General features: G+C 46.5%; 2 protein-coding genes. Both read left to right on the top strand.

All coding sequences use genetic code 11. The features are described 5' to 3' along the window. The first annotated feature begins 671 nt into the window (after window positions 1-671). A complete protein-coding gene (locus HP570_RS01445) occupies window positions 672-16244 on the top strand; it encodes a non-ribosomal peptide synthetase/type I polyketide synthase (RefSeq protein ID WP_173624698.1) in 15573 nt (5190 codons plus the stop codon). A 19-nt stretch (window positions 16245-16263) separates the two neighbouring features. Continuing rightward, on the top strand, window positions 16264-20988 hold the full coding sequence (locus HP570_RS01440) for a non-ribosomal peptide synthetase (protein ID WP_173624697.1): 4725 nt from the start codon (window positions 16264-16266) through the stop codon (window positions 20986-20988). Window positions 20989-21040 lie beyond the last annotated feature (52 nt).

The following is a 21040-nucleotide window of genomic DNA, read 5'->3' as shown; positions in this document are numbered from 1 at the left end:
GTCTTCTAATATTTGGGATAGTAAAATATTCCCAACTCACTCATATTCTTATTGTTTACTATCATATTAGCCCACGTGAATATTTGCAAATTAATGACTAATTTCCCCTGCTATACTCACTAAAACGTGACCGTTAAACTAATCGTCGCCCTTATTCCACTACTAGAGAAGACAAAAGTACCAGCCATTTTAAAAAAATCATTGATCGATACATTCATTCCTGGAAAAGGTAAGAATCACCCATCTCATTATGGCGATGGTTTCTTACAGTTTAACACTTCAAGTAAAATCAATTAAAGGGAATATAAGTAAAACTCGTGTATCTGGTCGTTGCATTTCATAGTGCTGAAAGAAAAAGAAGCGGCTGAGCTTTTTCTTCCGGGTAAGTGGCGCTATCGTTTCCGGAAAAAGGTTCCTAATATTCAGAACGAAAAACTACTTTTTTATTTCCCGTACCAGCATACGAGCTGCCCGGAAAAGAAAGCGGGAAACAGGCGATTCGTACAACGAGTCACAGAATGGGGAAATTCACATCTCTTGTAACACGTGGGGAGATCAAAGTAGAGCTCGATGTATTGGGTTTTACAAATGCTAGAGGGAGCATTTTGAGTGGTGATGCTCATCAGGCAAGCTAGAAACTATCAAACATGGGACAAGGGAGGAACAACGCTTTGCATTTTGTTCAGACATTAGTAGAGGCGCTGGAATTGTGGAAGAACGAGGACCATAAAGGCGTTACCTTCATTTTGGGAGACCAGAATGAGGTGTTTGTTTCCTATAAAGAATTGTATGAAGAAGCCCTCGGCTATTTATTTATCCTCCAAAAAAGTGGAATCAAACCTGGTGATGAGGTCGTTTTTCAAATTGAAGATAGTAATCTTCGAACTTTTGTCTGCCTTTTTTGGGGATGCTTACTCGGTGGAATGATTGCTGTTCCTATTTCTGTAGGGGATAACGAAGAGCATCGTCTTAAGCTGTTAAAGGTTTGGCGTACATTAATCAATCCGTATCTCATTACAACGGATAGTGTCTGGAAACGACTGGAGGATTTCTTTAGGAAACACAACTACCTGACGGAAATGGAATCGTTGAAGTCAAAGTCCTTCCTGCTTGATGAGACCGTGAAAACAGAAGAGAAGGGCACAATCTATTATCCTACTGTTGATCATGTGGCCTTTATTCAATTTTCATCTGGGTCTACGGGGGATCCAAAAGGGGTTACCCTGACGCATGAAAACCTTGTCCATAATGTGCTTGCGATTAATAACAGACTTGAAACGACTGAGTCTGACTCATTCCTAAGCTGGATGCCCTTAACTCATGACATGGGGATGATCGCGTTCCATTTAGCCCCGTTGTACGCAGGAGTTAAGCATTATTTTATTCATACCTCACTGTTTATCAGGCGACCTACGCTATGGCTGAAGAAAGCAAGCGAGCACAAGGCGACAATTACTTCTTCTCCGAACTTTGGGTATAAATATGTGTTGTCTAGGTTTAAACCAGAAGTGGCAGAAGAGTGGGATTTGTCTACGCTTCGTGCGATTCTAAATGGTGCAGAACCCATTGCTTCAGAATTGATCCATCATTTTTTGGATCAGATGAGCCCTTATGGATTGAAGAAAACAAGCATGGTCCCATGCTATGGATTGGCTGAAGCCTCTGTGGGAGTATCGATACCTGATCAAAACTTGCATTTTACAACGCTTTCTCTGGATCGTAGGTTTATCCAGATAGGAAAGCCAATCAAGATGACGGATCAAACAAATCCAGAAGCGCTCACCCTAGTAGAAGTCGGTTACCCCATTGATTTTTGCGAGGTAAGAATATGTGATGACGAGGATCATGAGCTGCCAAGCGATACGGTTGGCCATATCCACATTAGAGGGAAGAATGTAACCGCTGGATACTACAACAACCCTACTGCCACCGCAAATGTAATGACGGCTGATGGATGGCTCAGAACAGGGGATCTGGGTTTTATGCGAAACGAACGTCTTGTCATTACGGGGCGTGAAAAAGACATCATCTTCGTGAATGGTCAAAACGTTTATCCGCATGATATTGAGCGGATTGCTGAGGAAGTCGAAGGAGTCGAGCTTGGGAAGGTCGTTGCCTGCGGGGTATTCAACGAGGAGAGCAAAGAGGAAGACATTCTAGTGTTTATCCTTCACCGGAAAAGTGTTGAAGACTTCATGGAGCTTTCTAAGAAAGTGAAAAAGCATTTGAACGAGCGAACAGGGTGGAGAATAAGCGAGGTCTTGCCGATTCAGCGCATCCCCAAAACAACGAGTGGAAAAGTTGAACGATATAGAGTGGCTAGGGAGTATCAGTCCGGAGCATTTCGCGAGGTTTCCGAGGAAATGCAAAGCCGAACCACCGAACAGGTAAAAGAGGAAAGAACCGATAAATCACCTCTCTTGCGCGAAGAATTGGAAAAACAACTGCTAGCCATTTGCCGCGAGGTGCTTCAATCCGATAAATTGGGACCAAACGACAGTTATTTTGACGTAGGTGCTTCCTCTATGCAGTTGACCCAGTTAGCAGGGCGAATCGAAGAGGAGATGGGGATTACGTTGGCGGTAACAGATTTGTTTGCCTATCCGACAATCTCCAGGCTTTCTCGCAGTCTCTTCCCTGACGATCAAGCGACTGATCACATAAAAGAGACAGATACGAGCCAACAGAAGCAAAAGGATATCGCGATTATCGGGATTTCTTGTAAGTTCCCGCAGGCTCAGGATGTGGATCAATTTTGGCAAAACATCCGGGCAGGAAAAGATTGTATCCATGAGCTTCATGGTCAGAGACGAAAGGACACGGAACAATATGTATCGCTGATAAGAGGCGAGCTGGGCAATCCTACCCTTGTGGAGGGCGGTTATTTAGAGGAGATTGACAAGTTTGACCATTCGTTCTTCTCGATCACCCCGAAAGAAGCGAAGCTAATGGACCCCAACCAAAGGCTGTTCCTTCAAAATGCTTGGAATACGCTAGAGGATGCAGGCTATGGGGGCCACAAGCTTTCAGGGGAAAAAGTAGGGGTGTATGTCGGCTTCTCCAAGCTGGGATACGATTACGAACGACTTTTGTCAGTGGTAAGTCCAAAAGATTTGCCTTCTTATGCAGTAGGCAACCTTCCTTCGATCATTGCGAGCCGCATTTCACACTTGCTTGATTTGCGCGGCCCTGCTGTCACCGTGGATACAGCCTGCTCTTCTTCCTTGGTTGCGGTTCATATGGCGTGCAAGGCTATCCAAAACGGTGATTGTGAGATGGCTTTGGCAGGGGGAGTCAAAACGATCCTGCTAGCGCTGAAGGCTGGAATTGGAATGGAATCCTCTGACAACCGTTCAAGGGCGTTTGACGATCAATCGGATGGAACAGGTTGGGGTGAAGGCGTAGCTTCTGTTCTGTTAAAACCTTTGGAAAAAGCCATCGAGGATGGGGATCACATCTATGCTGTGATTAAGGGAAGCGCTGTTAATCAAGACGGTGTTACAGTCGGGATTACCGCTCCGAACTCACAGGCCCAGGCAGAATTAATCGTAGACGCTTGGAAGGATGCGCAAGTCGACCCAGAAACGATTAGCTATATAGAAGCGCATGGAACAGGTACAAAGCTGGGGGACCCTGTTGAGCTGGACGGAATTCAACGAGCATTCCGACAATATACACAGAAGAAACAGTTTTGTGGAATCGGCACTGTCAAAGCGAATATTGGACATCTATATGAAGCAGCGGGAATCGCTGGCTTGATTAAGGCTGCTTTGCAATTGAAACACAAAGAGCTGCCAGCCCTCGTTCATTTCCAGAAGCCCAATCGGAATTTCTCATTTGAAAAGTCGCCAGTCTATGTGCAAAACAGACTGGAAAAATGGGAAACAGATGGACATCCACGGAGATGCGGGGTTAGCTCGTTTGGGTTTAGCGGGACGAATAGCCACGTCATTTTGGAAGAGTATGTGCCGGTAAATGAAGCGGAGCTGACAGTCTCAGACGAGGTGCAAGTGTTTACCTTGTCGGCCAAATCCGAGTCAGCCCTTCAACATCTGATTCAAAATTATCGGGAGTTTCTATCTTCTTGCGGACCGCTTTCTCTGTCTGATTTGTGCTATACGGCAAATACTGGGAGAGAAACGCTTCCTTATCGGATTGCGCTCATTTTGCATAGCCGAAGCGATTTCGAACAAAAGCTCGACCGATTGGCGGTCCGGCTTGAAAATGATCGAGATGTTTTTGTCTACTCACCTGGGAAAAATCGCGTTCCAGAAGAGACTGTTCATCTGTTGAGTCAATCCGCGCGGGATGTGCAGGAAAAGTACCACACGGCAAGTACCGAGATGAAGTATTCCTATGCAACTACTTTATGCGATTTGTATGTACAGGGCGCCACGGTTGACTGGGATGCGTTCTACAGGGATGGCAAAAAGAGAAGAAAAATGCCATTGCCGGTGTATCCTTTCGATCAGCATCGCTCTTGGATTACAGATGATATGAGCAGTATCATTCCGGAACAGCCGAATACTATTAGCGGAAATAGAGGTGCTACTGTGTCAGAGATAGGAACTGCGCCAATCGCAAAAGTTCTGAAAGAGTTGGTTCATCAAGCTTCGGGTTTTGCTGTAGAAGAAATTGATCCATCCCTTCATTTTCTTGAGCTAGGCTTAGATTCTATTATGCTCGTACAAATCAATCGTGAAATACAGGAAAAGTTTGGAGTCGTCATTCCGGCTCAAGAGTTGTTTGAAACCATTACCAGCGTTGATAAGCTAGCAGCGCATATCGCACTGGAGCTATCCAGTAGCCCGGCTGTGGCTTCTGCCAAACAAATGGAATGGATGGCAATCGAGCAACCGAAAGCAACTGTAGTTGTGGAACAGGAACAGAATGACGTTCAGCCTATTCAACAATCAGAGCCGAGAGAGCAATCCACGAAAATGCCAGTCCCGATCAGCACAGGGGCGGTTGAAACCATTATCGAAAAGCAGATTTCGCTCTTATCTGAACACCAAAACCAAATGGCTACGCTATTACAAAAGCAATTGGAGCTGTTGAATCAGGAACAAAGCTTTGTGCCAAAACAAAGCGCTGAATCTGTGATTGTTGCTCCCGAGATCAAGAAACCTGAGGCAAAACCACCGGTCAAGGTCAAGGGGAATGAAGAGGAACGTCAGAAGCCATTTATACCGTATCAGCCACTGATGATCGGTGAACGAGGCAATTTTACACCAAAACAAAGAGAGTATCTGAACGCATTTATTCAAAGCTATACGGAAAAGACAAAGAAATCCAAGCAGTATACACAAGAGCACCGATTTGTGCATGCCAGCAATCGCAATGTGTCTGGATTCCGTTCCTATTGGAAGGAAATGGTTTACCCAATCATTACGCAAGCATCAGCTGGTTCCAAAATGTGGGATCTGGATGGAAATGAATATCTCGATCTGACGATGGGATTCGGTGTAAACCTGCTTGGTCATAATCCAGCATTTATCATGAAAAAGCTGGAGGAGCAGATTCAATCTGATTTGCCTCCGCTGGGTCCAATGTCGGATGTAGCTGGAAGGGTAGCGGAATTAATCAGCGAGCTAACCGGAGTGCAGCGTGTCGCGTTTTACAATTCCGGGACAGAGGCAGTAATGGTGGCACTACGCTTGGCCAGGGCTGTTACAGGCCGCTCGAAAATCGCCTTATTCTCCGGCTCCTATCACGGTACATTTGACGGCATTCTGACTGTTGCTGATCTTGAGTCCCAAGATGGGAAGGCCATACCGATGGCACCAGGTATTACCCAGCATACGGTGGATGACGTCCTGGTCTTAAACTACAACCATCCAAAATCAATTGAGCTGATTAAGAAACATGCTCATGAACTGGCCGCAGTTTTAGTCGAGCCTGTTCAAAGCCGCCGTCCGGATTTGCAGCCGGTGGAATTCTTGAAGGAAGTCAGAGAGATTACAAGCCAATCAGGCACTGCCCTTATTTTTGACGAGATCATTACGGGATTCCGCATACATCTTGGTGGTGCACAGGCATGGTATGGAATAGAAGCAGACCTCGTTACCTATGGAAAAGTTCCGGGTGGCGGCATGCCGATCGGTGTTGTAGCCGGGAAAGCTGCGTTTATGGATGCAGTGGATGGGGGAGTTTGGAATTTTGGAGACCAATCTTACCCGGTAAACGCTGAGAAAAAGACGTTTGTGGGCGGAACGTTTTGTACGCATCCACTGACGATGCATGCTGCGATCGCAACGCTGGAATATTTGAAGGAGCAGGGGCCGCAGCTTCAGGAAGCGATCACGCAAAAGACCCTCTACTTAGTAGAAACGCTTAACGCGTATTTTAAGAACGAGCAGATTCCAATCCAGATGATTAATTGTGGTTCCTTGTTCCGCTTCGTATCGTTTACTGATATCGAATTGTTCTTCTATCATCTGATCAGCAAGGGCATTTATATATGGGAGGGCAGAAATTGCTTCCTTTCCACTGCTCATACTGATGAGGATATCGAGAGACTGATCCAAGCGGTGAAGGAGAGTATTGATGATTTGCGTCGAGGAGGCTTTTTGCCGGAGCCACCGCCAACTTCTCCGAGTGGAGGATGCAAACAAAATCAAGTTATCGAAATGACAAGCTTTACGAGACAGGATGGGCAAAAGCCCGAGGCAACGCTTGTGGAAAGGGTGGGGGAAGAACTGAGGCTTCCCCTTAGCCCAGAACAGAAACAAATGTGGTTTGCAGTCAAATATCGCGTGGAAGCATCCGCGGCTTTTAACGAGACAGCCTCACTACAGGTCGAGGGAGAGCTTGATATCCCTGTGTTTGAGCAGGCTGTCCAAGCCATGGTGGATCGTCATGAAGCATTGCGAACCATCATTGATACCAACGGAGAGTATCAGGTGATTCTGCCCAAGAGGGATGTACGTGTTCGATTTGTGGATTTGAGCCACCTTTCGTCTGGGGAACAGGAAGAAAAAAAGAATCAGCTGCTGGAGGAACAAACAGGCACGCCATTTGAGCTGTCTTCTGAGGACCCCCTGTATCGGGTAAGTGTCATCAAGCTGGCTCCCGCCAAATTCCTGACTTCCTACACCTTCCATCACATGATTGCGGATGGGTGGTCCATGGCTGTGTTTATCAAAGAGCTGGATGACATCTACTCGGCCCTTATACAGAAACGACCAATAGCACTCGAGCCTTCTACACCGTTTTCTGCTTATCGAAACTGGCAAGAAGATCAGATGCAGAAACCAGCATTTCAGGAAGCGCTTGCGTACTGGAACGAAAAATTCGCTGATCCAATCCCCAAGCTCGTTTTTCCTTTGGAGAAACGAGGTACGGGAAAACCATCTTTTACAGGCGAGAGAATTACTTTCAAGATAGACAGCAGCATCACAAGGAAGGCAAGAAAAAGAAGCATTCAAAACAAGAACAGTCTGTTTATTACCTTGCTCGCTTCTTTTAACCTCTTCCTTCATCGTATTCTTGGCAATAGAAAAATGGTGGTTGCGATTCCTACTGCGGGTCAATCCCATATCGGTAAAATGTCTTTGATCGGAAACTGCGTTAATCTTTTGCCGATTTGCACGGAAATGGATGGCGATGATACGGCTGCGGAATATTTGTCCCGAGTAAAACAAGCGGTTGCGGAGATGGAAAAGCATCAAGCCTACTCCTTTGCAGCATTAGCTGAAAATTTGCCGCATCAGAACTTGCCAGAGCTTTCTGTGCTGTTCAATATGGATCGACCGCTTCACAATCTGACTTTCGCTCAAATGAAGGCTACGCTGCTGCCCAATCGGATCATTTACAGCAAGTACGATCTTTTTGTAAACGTGACAGAAGTGGGCGGAGAGCTTGTTGTTGATCTGGATGCACGAAGTGGGGTAGTAACCACGGAGATTCTTCGCCAGTGGGGCGTCTACTTTGCCAATCTTTTGGATCGTATCGCAGAAGACGATCAGGAAAGAATTCGTTCACTATCACTTTTACAGCCAGACGAGATGGAAAAAATGAAACGCGAATCCAATGGCAATCTGAGAAAATATACAGCGGAATGGACGGAACTTTTGCAGGATATGCCAGATGATCAGGTGGGACGAGCTTCACTCTATGTCCTGGATCAGTATCAGCAATTGGCCCCTGTGGGTGCGGTCGGACAGGTGTATTTAGCAGATGGGGAATTTGAGCATGCAAGCCCGTCTCATTGGCAGCGAACAACGAAATCTGCTGTTCCGCTAGGAAATGGAGAAATCCAAATTATCCATTCATCCGATCGGCTTACTGGGCAAAGAAGCATGAGCGGTAGAGAAGTAGAGCCGGCTGGAACGGCGACCGAAGAGACTATTAGAGTCATATGGCAGGAAATCTTGGGCAGCTCCCCGATGTATCTGGATGATAATTTTTTTGAACAAGGCGGGAACTCCTTACAAGCGACTGTCATGCTCAGTAGAATCTACAAGGAATGCCACGTGCAAATTCCTTTGCATCAAATCTTCCAATCGCAGACGATACGTGAGTTAGCCAAATATGTAGACTCGTCAAAGCATCAAGCTTTTACACCCATTCGTTCATGCGAGTTGCAGCCTTACTATCAGTCTTCTTCCGCACAGAAAAGAATGTACATCCTCCAAGGTCTGGATGGAGGAACTGCCTACAACCTATCCGGCTACTTACAATTGGATGGGGAGCTGGAGCTTGATCGTCTGATCCACTCTTTGCAACAGGTTGTTCAAAGACATGATTCTTTCCGGACCAACTTTGTCATCAAGGATAATGAGGTCGTGCAAGTTTTACATGACGATCTGCCATTGGATATTGAGGTCGAACAATTGGCCGAAGAGGATGTCAATGAGGCGATTCGGACCTTTATCCAGCCATTTGATCTGAGCAAAGCACCACTTATCCGAACAAAAATTTTCCAAGTGTCAGCCAAACGCTTCATTGTGGCTGTGGACATGCACCACATTATTTCGGACGGCTATTCCGTTTCTCTGTTTATTCGTGAGCTACTCCATACGTATAGAGGAGAATCACTGCCTGAGCTTGGCGTGACGTATAAAGATTTCGTGGCATGGGAGCAGGAGAGGGAACAGTCAGAACAGCTCTTGGCTCAAAAGGAGTACTGGCTTGAGCAATTTAGCCAAGGAGAACTCCCCGTGCTGAAGCTCCCCGTCGATTACCAAAGACCGCCGGTTCAATCCTTTGAAGGTGACCGCTTGACTATGGGAATCGGTGAGGAAGTCAGAAAACAGTTGCTCCAATTGGCTAGGGAAACTGACACGACCTTGTATATGGTATTGCTGGCTGCTTACAATGTCATGCTTTACCGATACACCGGACAGGAGGAGCTGATTGTCGGTTCTGCTGTGGCGGGAAGACAACACCCTGATTTGGAACGAATGATCGGCATGTTTGTAAATACGTTGGCTATCCGTAACTATCCAACAGGAAGCAAGACCTTTAAGGACTTCCTGAAAGAAGTGAAAAATCAAGCCCTCCTTGCATTTGAAAATCAGGAGTACCCATTTGAAAAACTGGTTGATGCTCTTCAACTAAACAAAGATTTGAGCCGGAATCCGCTATTTGATACCATGTTTGATTACCATTATGAATCCTTTGACGACGTGGCCTCAGATGATTTCAAAGTGACAACGTATGAATATTCGAAAGGCGTATCCCTTTTTGATCTCAGTCTTGATGTCCATGACGATGGGACAACGCTCACTTGCCAATTTGATTACAGCACGCATCTGTTTAAACGCGGTACGGTTGAGCGAATGGCTAAACACTTTGCCAAGATTCTTCACTCCATTCTGCAGTCTAATGAGAGCTGCTTAGCTGATTTGGAGTACTTGTCCAGTGAAGATATCAATCAGGTGGTTGCCGACTTTAATCAAGCGAGAAGGCAAATACCTGCTCCTCTCCATCCAACGTTCTATGAATGGTTTGAAGCAGAAGCAATCCGCCATGCAGAGAAAGTCGCTGTTTCTTACGGGGAAGAGCAGATCAGCTATCAGGAGCTGAATGCGAAAGCAAACCGATTGGCACGGACTCTGCGTGATCAGGGTGTAAAACCAAATAGCTCCGTTGCGATTTTGGCAGAACGCTCGATTAACATGGTCGTCGCTGTTCTGGCAGTCATGAAAGCGGGAGGAGCCTATGTTCCGATTGATCCGCAGTATCCAAAGGACCGCATTTCGTTCATGCTGGAAGACAGTCACGCAAAGGTCATGCTGGTCAACCAAAATGGGCAGAGCGGAGTAGACTTCAGCGGCACCATTATCGATCTGGACGCAGAGACCAGCTACAGGGAGGATTCGTCCAATCTCGACGCCGTTTCCGGGCCGAACGATCTCGCCTATATCATTTATACCTCGGGTACTACTGGCAAACCCAAAGGGGTCATGATCGAGCATCGCAATCTGGTGAGTGTCGCCAATACATGGCGGTACGAATACGAATTAGAAGAGATGAATGTGAATCTCTTGCAGATGGCGAGTTTCTCTTTTGACGTGTTTGCAGGGGATTTGTGCAGGGCTCTGCTGCATGGTGGACATTTGGTGATTTGTCCAAGTGAGGTAAGGATTGATCTTCCGGTTCTTTATCAGTGGTTGACCCGGTATGAAATTTCCTTGTTTGAATCGACACCTGCTCTTGTTCTTCCTTTTATGGAGTACGTTTATCAAAATGGATTGCCGCTCAATCATCTGAAACTGCTGATTCTTGGTTCAGATACATGCCAAAGCGAAGCGTTTGTCCGTTTGGTCGAGCGTTTCGGGCAGATTAAAATCATCAATAGCTATGGAGTCACTGAGGCTGCTATTGATTCCAGCTACTTCGAAATCGCTGGCGATACAGAAATGACAACCGGAAATGTTCCGATCGGAAAACCGCTGCAAAACACAGAATTTTATGTGTTGGATTCCCAATTGCGGCCGCAGCCGGTAGGTGTTTATGGTGAACTATATATCGGGGGAGCAGGTGTTGCGCGGGGTTATTTGAACCGAGAAGAATTAACCCGTGAGCGCTTCATCCAAAATCCTTTCCGTCCTGGTGAGAACATGTATAAGACCGGGGATATTGTCCGCTGGATGGCAGATGGAAATATGGAGTTTGTTGGTCGTTCGGACTACCAATTGAAGATACGTGGTTACCGTGTGGAGCTTGGTGAAGTCGAAAATCAGCTGTTACGTCATGAAAAGGTTCGCAATGCCATTGTGCTCCCGAAGACAAAGGGAGATGAATCCGTTGTGTTGTGCGCGTATTACACGACGGATGAGGGAGTAAGTCCATCCGAAATCAAGGGGTTCTTAGCCGAGTCCCTGCCTGAGTTCATGGTACCGACCTTTATCATCCAATTGGCAGAGCTGCCTGTGACGCCAAACGGCAAAATCGATCGAAATGCCTTGCCAGAACCCGATCTGTCTAAGCTTGTATCCGAGGATTACGTAGCGCCAGCGACAGAAAATGAGAGAAAACTTGCAGAAATATGGCAAGAGGTCTTGGGGATCGAGCGAGTTGGCGTTCTGGATCGATTCTTTGAGATCGGTGGACATTCGCTGCATGCTGCCATTCTTCTTGCCAAAGTGAACAAGGAGTGGCAGGCAGAGATTCCGCTGCGAGCTGTTTTCCAAAATCCTACCGTCAGGAGCTTTGCCCACGTCATTTCCGAAGCGACCCAAGCAGAAATGCCGTTGATTCAGGCGGTTGGAAAACAAGAGCACTATGAGCTCTCTCCTTCACAAAAAAGGATTTTCACCGTTCAATCACTCGATGAAACGAGTGTGGCCTATAACATGGCAGGCGCTTTGGTTCTTTCCGGGCAGCTGGATTCTATAGCATTGGAAAACGCATTTCAATCTCTCATCCAAAGGCATGAGGCGTTCCGTACATCCTTCGACTACGTAAATGGTGAGCCGAAACAATTTGTCCATGACTCTGTCCATTTTGCCATCGATCATGCTAGCGAAGAGGACAGTCCTGAACGTATAGAAGCTCTCATTCGGACGTTCATTCAACCCTTCGAACTGAGCCAGGCACCATTATTGCGCGTTAAGTTGGTCAAATTGGCGGAGGACAAGCATTTACTCCTGATTGACATGCACCACATCATTGCAGATGGAACATCGGTGAGCGTTGTGATTGATGAGTTAAATCAACTGTATAACGGGCAAAATCCAGAACCACTCACCGTTCAGTACAAGGATTATTCGGCTTGGTTGAAACAGATCAAGACGACGGGGCAGTCGCAAAAGCAGGAGAAGTTTTGGATAGATGAATTCAGCGGGGAATTACCTGTTATGAATCTGCCTACGGACTATCCGCGACCGCAGTTTCAAAGTTTTGAAGGGGGTACGGTCGAAAGCGAGATTGATGCGGATGTATCCCGCAGATTGCAGTCCTTGGCGAAGGAAGCAAACGTAACGGTCTTTTCGATTCTATTGGCGGCGTACAACGTTTTGCTGTCCAAATATACTGGGCAAGAGGACATTGTCGTTGGGACCCCGGTGGCAGGAAGAAACCACACCGATATTCAAAATGTAGTGGGAATGTTTGTAAATACGCTTGCTCTGCGAAACTATCCAGCAGGCAACAAGACGTTCCGCGAGTTTGTTCAAGAGCTAAGTGAGAAGTCCCTATTGGCGATTGAACATCAGGATTATCCATTGGAAGACCTGGTAGAAAAGCTTCAGGTTCGACGTGACCCAAGCAGGAATCCATTGTTTGACACCATGTTCTCGTATGACAATGTGGCAGATACGGCCTTTGACTGGAACAGGGTAGAGGTCAGGCTTTATCCATTCCCAACGAAAATATCCAAGTTAGACATCGTCATGAATGTCGAGATGAGAAATGAAGGCTTTTTCGTGGAGTGCGAATATAGCACGAGCCTATTTAAGCCTGAAACGATGGAGCGTTTTATTAGCCATTTTACAAACGTCTTGCGGCAGATAGCTGCGAACATGGATATTCTTGTGGGCGAGATTGACCTCATGTCTTTGGAAGAAGTGCAGTTTTTGGAGAAGCTCAGTAATGATACGAAGCGAGAGTATCCTGTGGTACACCCGATCCATGTTGCCATCGAGGAATCAGCCAGACTTTATCCAAATCGAATTGCCGTTTCCTATCAAGGCTCGACAATCACTTACCAACAATTGAACGAGAAAGCCAACGCAGTCGCATCGGATCTGCTGAAACGCGGGATAGGAAAAGGCAAGTATGTACCAGTGCTTATGGAAAGAAGTCTGGAATTGGTCGTATCGTTATTAGGTGTAATGAAGACGGGAGCTGCGTTTTCACCATTGGACGTTCAGTGGCCTGTTGATCGACTCCAGTCTGTTATTGCCGAGTTGGGTAGCGAGTTCGTATTCGTAGAATCTGGACATGCTTTTACGGAAACGGATTTGGGAGCGAAATTGGTCGAGATTGATCTGGAGCACCTGACAACGGAAGTGGAAAATCATAATCTGTCCGTATCGCCGGAAGACCCCATCTATGTCATTTTTACTTCTGGCTCAACAGGCAAACCAAAAGGAGTCGTCGTACCGCATAGAGGGATCGTCAACCGCTTTAACTGGATGAATGATTATTTTGGACAAGAGGCAGCGCAATCTGTCCTTCAGACCACCAACCATGTATATGACAGTGCCATTTGGCAATTCTTCTGGCCGCTGACCAATGGCGGAAAAACAGTTTTGCCTACAACGGGGATGACTGTCTCGGCTGATTACATGGCTGGAATCATTGAAGACGAACAGATTACTTTAACTGATTTCGTTCCATCTGTTTTTAATGTGATCGTTAATCAGTTAGCCGAAAATCTCGAGCTGCAGGGCAAATTACAATCGCTCAAAAAGATCATTATCGGTGGCGAGGAAATTGTTCCGTCTGCGGTTTCCAAATTCCTGAAAATATACCAGTATGTATCTCCGACGAATTTGTATGGTCCGACAGAAGCAAGTATCGGATGCATTGCCTATCAAATTACGGGAGAGGAAGATCGCATCCCGATTGGAAAACCGATCTTTAACACGAAAATCCTTCTACTCGATCCATACGGAAAACGAGTGCCGATAGGTGTCCCAGGAGAAATCTACATCTCAGGTATGCCGCTTGGATTAGGTTATTTGCATAACGAGGAGCTAACGAGACAGAGCTTTGTCGATAATCCATATGCGGAACCGGGCTACGAAAAAATGTATAAGACAGGAGATCTGGCTGTCTATTTACCGGATGGGAATATCCACTTCCTGGGCAGGAAGGATTTCCAGATCAAAATCAGGGGATATCGAATCGAGCCAGGTGAAATTGAAAGCAAGCTGCTTTCGCTGGAACAGGTAAAGGAAGCAATCGTTATCGCCAGAGAAGAGGAAAATGGTAGCAAGTACTTATGCGCTTATATTGTGACAGAGCATGAGCTTACGGCTGATGAGTGGAGAGACCTGCTCGCGAAAGATTTGCCGGATTACATGATCCCGTCTTTCTTCGTTCGACTAGACGCTATGCCGATTACGGCTGTTGGAAAAGTAGATCGGAAAAAACTCCCTCTTCCTGATCGCTCTCTCTTGGTAGAGGAACACATCGTTGAGCCGTCCGATGAACAGGAACAAATCATGGTCACCATCTGGCAGGATGTGCTGGGGCTTGCGCAAGTAAGTGTGACCCACAACTTCTTTGAGCTTGGGGGAGACTCCATTAAAGCACTTCAGATGATTGCGAGATTGAGGAGTCATGGGTATGAGCTCCGATTGAAAGACTTGTTCCAAAATCCGCGTATTCGCAGTGCAGCTAGATATCTCCAGACACTGACCAGACAAATTGATCAAGGGCCTGTAATGGGAGCAGTCGCGTTGACACCAATCCAGATGAACTTTTTTGAACAAAACCATCAGAACCCTCATCATTACAATCAATCGGTCATGTTGTTCAGAGAAGCTGGCTTCGATCCAGAACTGGTTCAACAAGCATTTACGAAGCTCATAGAGCATCATGATGCTTTGCGAATGAAATTCCAAATGAATGAGTCAGACATTGTCCAGGAGCATCGGAAACTGGAGGAGTGCCTGGTTCCGATTATGGTCAAGGAGTTTTCGGCGCAAAACGTAGAGGAGATGGAGCAAGCTGCTCAGCTTATACAGGAAGGGATCGATTTGACGGATACCGCGTTGGTAAATCTCGGCCTTTTCCGAACAGAAGCTGGAGATCACTTGTTAATCGTGATTCATCATCTCGTTGTCGATGGTGTCTCATGGCGGATTCTTCTAGAAGATTTCCATACAGTGTATGACGCATTGTTGCAGAAAGAAGAGCCTGCTTTGCCTATGAAAACCGATTCCTATCAAACCTGGTCAGAAGAATTGCAAAAATATGCACAGGGAAGCGAAATTCAACAGGAAATCGGATATTGGAAGCAGGTCGAGGAAATGCCATTCTCTCCGCTGGCAAAGGCGGAAACGAATGGGGCACTGCTTATGCAAGATACAACAGATGTCACCATCGAGCTTGATGAAGCCTTCACAGAAAAGCTGCTGAAGCAGAGCCACCAGGCTTATAACACGGAAGTGAATGATTTGTTGCTTACGGCGTTGGGTTCGGCGGTAAAAGAGTGGGCGGGGATAGAGCATGTGCTCGTGAATCTGGAGGGACATGGCAGAGAAGAGATCGTGAAGGGCATCGATATTTCACGCACTGTCGGATGGTTTACAGCCCAGTATCCATTCGTACTGGATATGAGCCGATCGGAATCCCTCGGCTATCAAATCAAAATGGTAAAAGATAGCCTGAGACGTGTGCCGAACAAAGGTGTTGGATACAGCATTTTACAATACCTGTCTGCGGGACAAGCCGATGTTCCGTTAACGTTCCAGGTAAAGCCCGAGATCAGTTTTAACTACTTGGGACAATTTGATACAGACTTGGAATCAGGGAGCATAACGACTTCTTCCCTGTCACCGGGCCGAGAAATCAGTCCGACCGCCATTCGTTCCTTTGCGCTTGATGTGAATGGCATGGTTGTGAATCGCAAGCTAACTCTCACTTTTACGTATCATCGTGAAGAGTTTGAAGAAGGAACCATTCAGCGCCTCGTGGATGCCTACCGAGAAAAGATCGTAGAAATCATAACGCACTGCTTATCGAAAGAGACAGTCGAGCAAAGCCCAACAGATTTCACATACGATGAGATGTCCATTGAGGAATTAGATCATCTTTCCCAACTGTTGGGTGAAAAAATTCAATGATAGCTGGTGGTGATGAGGTTTGAATGGTGTTCAAATTAAAAATATATACCGCTTGACACCAATGCAAGAAGGCATGCTATATCACTTTATCCTTCATCCTGAATCAGAGGTTCACTTCGAACAAACGGTGATTACGATGGAGGAGTCGTTGCGGCTTGATCTCCTTGATCAGAGCTTTCGCGACCTGGTCGAAAGATTCGATATCCTGCGAACAGTCTTTCACTATAAAGATAGTAAAAAGCCGCTGCAAATCGTGTTGAAGCAAAGAGAAGCAGCTATTCAGATCGAGGACATCTCTGACCTGACTCAGAATGAACAAGAAGCATTTGTGGAGCAATTTCTTGTACGGGATCGGAGCAAGAGATTTGATCTGGAGAAAGATCTGTTGTTTCGGATGACCGTTATGAAATTGAGTGAGTCGAAATACAAGATGGTGTGGAGCTTCCACCATATTATTATGGATGGCTGGTGCTTGGGGATTGTCGCAAAAGACTTTTTCCATATCTATCGCTCGTATCTTCAAAATAAGAAGGCTGAGCTGGCGCCACCGTATTCCTTCAGTAGCTATGTCACTTGGCTTGGCAAGCAAAATAAACAAGAAGGACTCTCGTTCTGGCGAGATAGTCTGGATGGATTTGATCAGCAATCTCCTTTACCGGTTGAATATATTTCAACCGGTAAAGGGTACCAACGAGAAGCGATCGTGTTCCGCATTGATCGGGAAACGACTGCCCGTTTGGAGCAAATAGCGAGATCAAATGATGTGACACTGAGCATCGTCTTTCATTCCCTTTGGGGATTGTTGCTGCAACGATACAACTATGCCAATGATGTTGTCTTCGGATCAGTCGTTTCAGGCCGTCCCTCTGAGCTCGTTGGCGTAGAAGAAATGGTTGGGCTGTTTGTCAATACGATCCCCATGCGGATTCGCAGTGAAGGTAAACAGACATTTTCGGAGTTGCTCGGGCAGGTGCAACAATTTTTCACAGCCACAAGCAGCTACCAATACATGTCTCTGGCGGATATTCAGTCCGAAACCACATTAAAACAAAACCTGATTCAGCATCTGATGGTTTTTGAGAACTATCCATTGACGGAGGAGGCATCCGACGAAGATGGAAAAGGCGGTTTATTCGGAATCACGGATGTCCAAGGATATGAGCAAACCAGCTACGACTTCAACTTGTGCATGATTCCCGGGAAGGAATTAGAAGTTCACTTTATTTATAACGCACTTGCCTACAGTGATGCCTACCTGCAAAAAGTACGAGCGCATTTGAATCAGCTGATTCAAAGTGTCGTCCGCAATCCTGACCAGCCGATTGCAAACATGCAAATGGTCACGGACGAGGAGCAGGCTCTCATTCTGCAACAATGGAATGACACGGAGATGCTGGTTGATCAAACGCGAACGATTGACCAGCTATTTAAGGAACAGGTCAAAAAGGGACCGCATCATATTGCCGTGGTCGATCAGGATGGCAGCTACACGTATCAAGAATTAGATGACAAGTCCGATGCGCTGGCTCACGTGCTGCGTGAGAAAGGGGTAAAACCAGGCAGCGTTGTTGGTGTGATGGTGGAGCGCTCTACCGCTTACAGCCTCGCCATCTTGGCCGTTTTAAAAGCGGGTGGTGCCTTTCTCCCAATTAGCACCGACCATCCGAGCGAACGGATCAGCTATATGATCGAAGATAGCGGGGCCAGCATTGTTTTGGTCCATGATCCGACGGTAGCGTACGCAAAGCGTATTCTCCCTGCAACAATGTTGATCAATCTTGATGATAGGAGCATATACACCGACGTTACATCTGATGTACAGACCCTTCATCGTTCCAGTGACCTGGCCTACGTCATCTATACCTCCGGGTCAACGGGGAAGCCAAAAGGGGTAAGGCTACATCACGTCGGAATCGCCAACCTCCAGCAGTTTTTCATCAACGATCTCGGCATCACCAAAAATGACAGAGTGCTGCAGTTTGCCAGCATCTCCTTTGATGCCTCTGTCTGGGAGTTTACGATGGGGGTATTGACAGGGGCGAGATTGGTTATTGTTTCAAAGGAAGTCGCACTCGATTCGCAGGCTTTCAGTGAGTATTTACTGCGGCATGAAGTAACGGTCGCGACGCTCCCCCCTACATTCGTGACGTATTTGGAGCCGGAAAATTTCCCGAAATTGCAAACGTTAATCACCGCAGGTTCCGCAACAAACTGGGAGCTCGTGCATAAATGGAGCGCGCATTGCCGATACATCAACGCATACGGTCCAACCGAAACAACCATTTGTGCAACGACTTGGAAGTATGAAGGGCAAGAAGAGCTGCCACAGCAAGTTCCAATCGGAAAGCCCATCGCCAACACAAAAGTATACGTGTTAGATCCGCATGGTCATTTGCAGCCTGAGGGAATTCCAGGTGAGTTAGCGATTGCGGGCATTAGCGTCGCTGATGGCTACATCAATCGAGAGGAATTGACGAACGAGAAATTTTTGGCAGATCCGTTTACTTCCGGCTCAAGGCTCTACAAGACGGGAGATATGGTGAAATGGCTTGCGGATGGAAGTCTGGAATATTTGGGGCGAATGGACAATCAGGTCAAGATACGCGGTTTCCGTATCGAGCTTGATGAGATTGAAAACGTGATCCAATCCCAGACAGGAGTGAAGGAAGCGGTCGTGTTGGCCAAAAAAGAGCAGGGAGGAGAAGCCTGCCTGATCGCTTATCTGGTCTGGGAGCAGCCTGAGTGGAACAGAGATTTGCGTCAGGAGCTTTTGTCTACCCTTCCGGCCTATATGGTACCAACGTATATCCACGTCCTTGAGAGAATGCCTGTAACACCGAATGGAAAAATAGATCGGAGGGCATTACCTGAGCCTGTCATGATCAGGGAGGCAGGTAAGCAACTGAACCCACCTGTTACAGAGCAGGAGATGAAGCTGGCGGAAATCTGGAAAGAAGTGCTCGACCTCCAGGAAATCAGTGTGGATGACCATTTTTATGATCTGGGCGGGCATTCTATCAAAGCGATCCAACTGGTAGCGCGACTGCATAAGGAAGGCATAGAAGTGAAGATTCAAACGATCTTCCAATACGATACGGTCAGAGCTCTAGCAGGATATATAGATACCGTAAACCGGATTCGTACCACAAAAGCGCATGATAAAAATGAGCTGGAAACCTTGATCTACGCCCATTTCCAAGTACGAAGCAACTATGTAGAGGTGCCGTTCGGCAGCAAGCACCGAGCTGTTCTGTACGTGGAGGAAAATGCGCGGGACAAACACCAAGAAATCCTGTCCTTATTGCGTAGATCTTGTGATCCTTCGATTCAGCCGCACGCCATTCAATATCTGGATCTCGGGCAAAAAGCATGGGAAAAAGAGAAGAAGCTTTTCCAAGAGGCTATGTTTGATGAGAAGGAATCGTTGTCCTGGCAGGAGCGCTTCGTCAACGACATAGATCAGCAGCTCCTTCGTTATTCGGAGGCGATCATCAATCAGCAGACCTTTATCAGACAGCCGCTGTCACCTTCACAGCGCTATCATGTACAGGAAAAGGATATTTCTGGAACCGTGATTCGCTTTGAGCGGATGATCGATTCTAGGACGCTGGAAAAGGCCTTTCTTAACGTCTTAGAGCGGCATCATTTGCTGCGATGCACGCTGGCTTTTGAGGGAGAAGAGCCATATTGGAAGGAATATCCTTGCCCTCGTGAAATTGCGCTCCCTGTTGTTGATGTATCGGGCGATTCAGAAGAAAGAAAAGAAGCGGTGCGCCATCTTTTACAGAGCGAATATTTTTACAAGCAGGATGATTCGATCGGCTCGTTGTCATACAAAGTGATCTTGCTGAAAGAGAGCGAGAAGGAGTACTCGTTCATATTCCCGGCGTCGCATCTCATTTTTGATTTTATTAGCAGTGAGGTTCTGCAAAACGACTTGAACCTGTATTACGAAGCTTTGGAGAATGGTACAGAACTCCCGGAAAATGGTCGGAATACGTATTGGGACTTTGTCCGGCAAATCACGAAGGGTCCAGTCGGAATCGAAGATCAGCAGATTATGGAGGAATTTGATCTTCACGGATTTGAGAATAGTCTTTTGTCCATCGAAAGACAGCTTCCATCTTCATCCGCTTTGGACGGATACACGATTGTTACCTGCGAAATGGATATGGATAACCCACAGGAGATAGAAAATGCGCGGATTCCGATTGCTCTTTTAGCCAGATTTTGTGAAAGAAGTTATGGAGTCCAAAAGGCTCCCATCTTTCTAATGAACTTTGGCAGATCCTTTATGGGGAACCATTTCTTCGATGTGCTTGGCGAGTGCATCGATCATATTCCGCTTCATATTGATCCGTCGTGGAGTCTCGATGAGATGGAAACGTATGTGAAAGTTCGGTTGGATCTCGCAAAGGAGAGCAACATTCATTTCACCAATCTCGTGCAAAATCCAGACGTAACGGAGAACTATCCTCTTTCCCATCACTCACTCATCCAATCCTTACAGATGACACCTATGATTTGCAACTTCCTGGGTGAGCAGAACAAGAGTCAACCAAGTGAATACGATCACCTGTTTATAAAAGGGAAAAAGCGAATTCTCTTTGAGGCTTCTTATACATCCACGGGTAAAATGACTATTTTTATGGCTTTGCCATATCGAGAGGATGAACGGAAGCTGCGAGCGATCTTGGAGGAGGAAGCGAAAAAATTGATAGGAATGCCTCTAGTCATACGCTAAGAGTGGCCTAGGCATCGTATTGAAAATCGGCAGATGGATTCCGCTCTATTCC

Source organism: Brevibacillus sp. RS1.1, assembly GCF_013284365.1.
GTDB lineage: Bacteria > Bacillota > Bacilli > Brevibacillales > Brevibacillaceae > Brevibacillus > Brevibacillus brevis_D.
The sequence above is the reverse complement of the archived record's forward strand: the minus strand, read 5'-3'. Positions and strand labels throughout refer to the sequence as shown.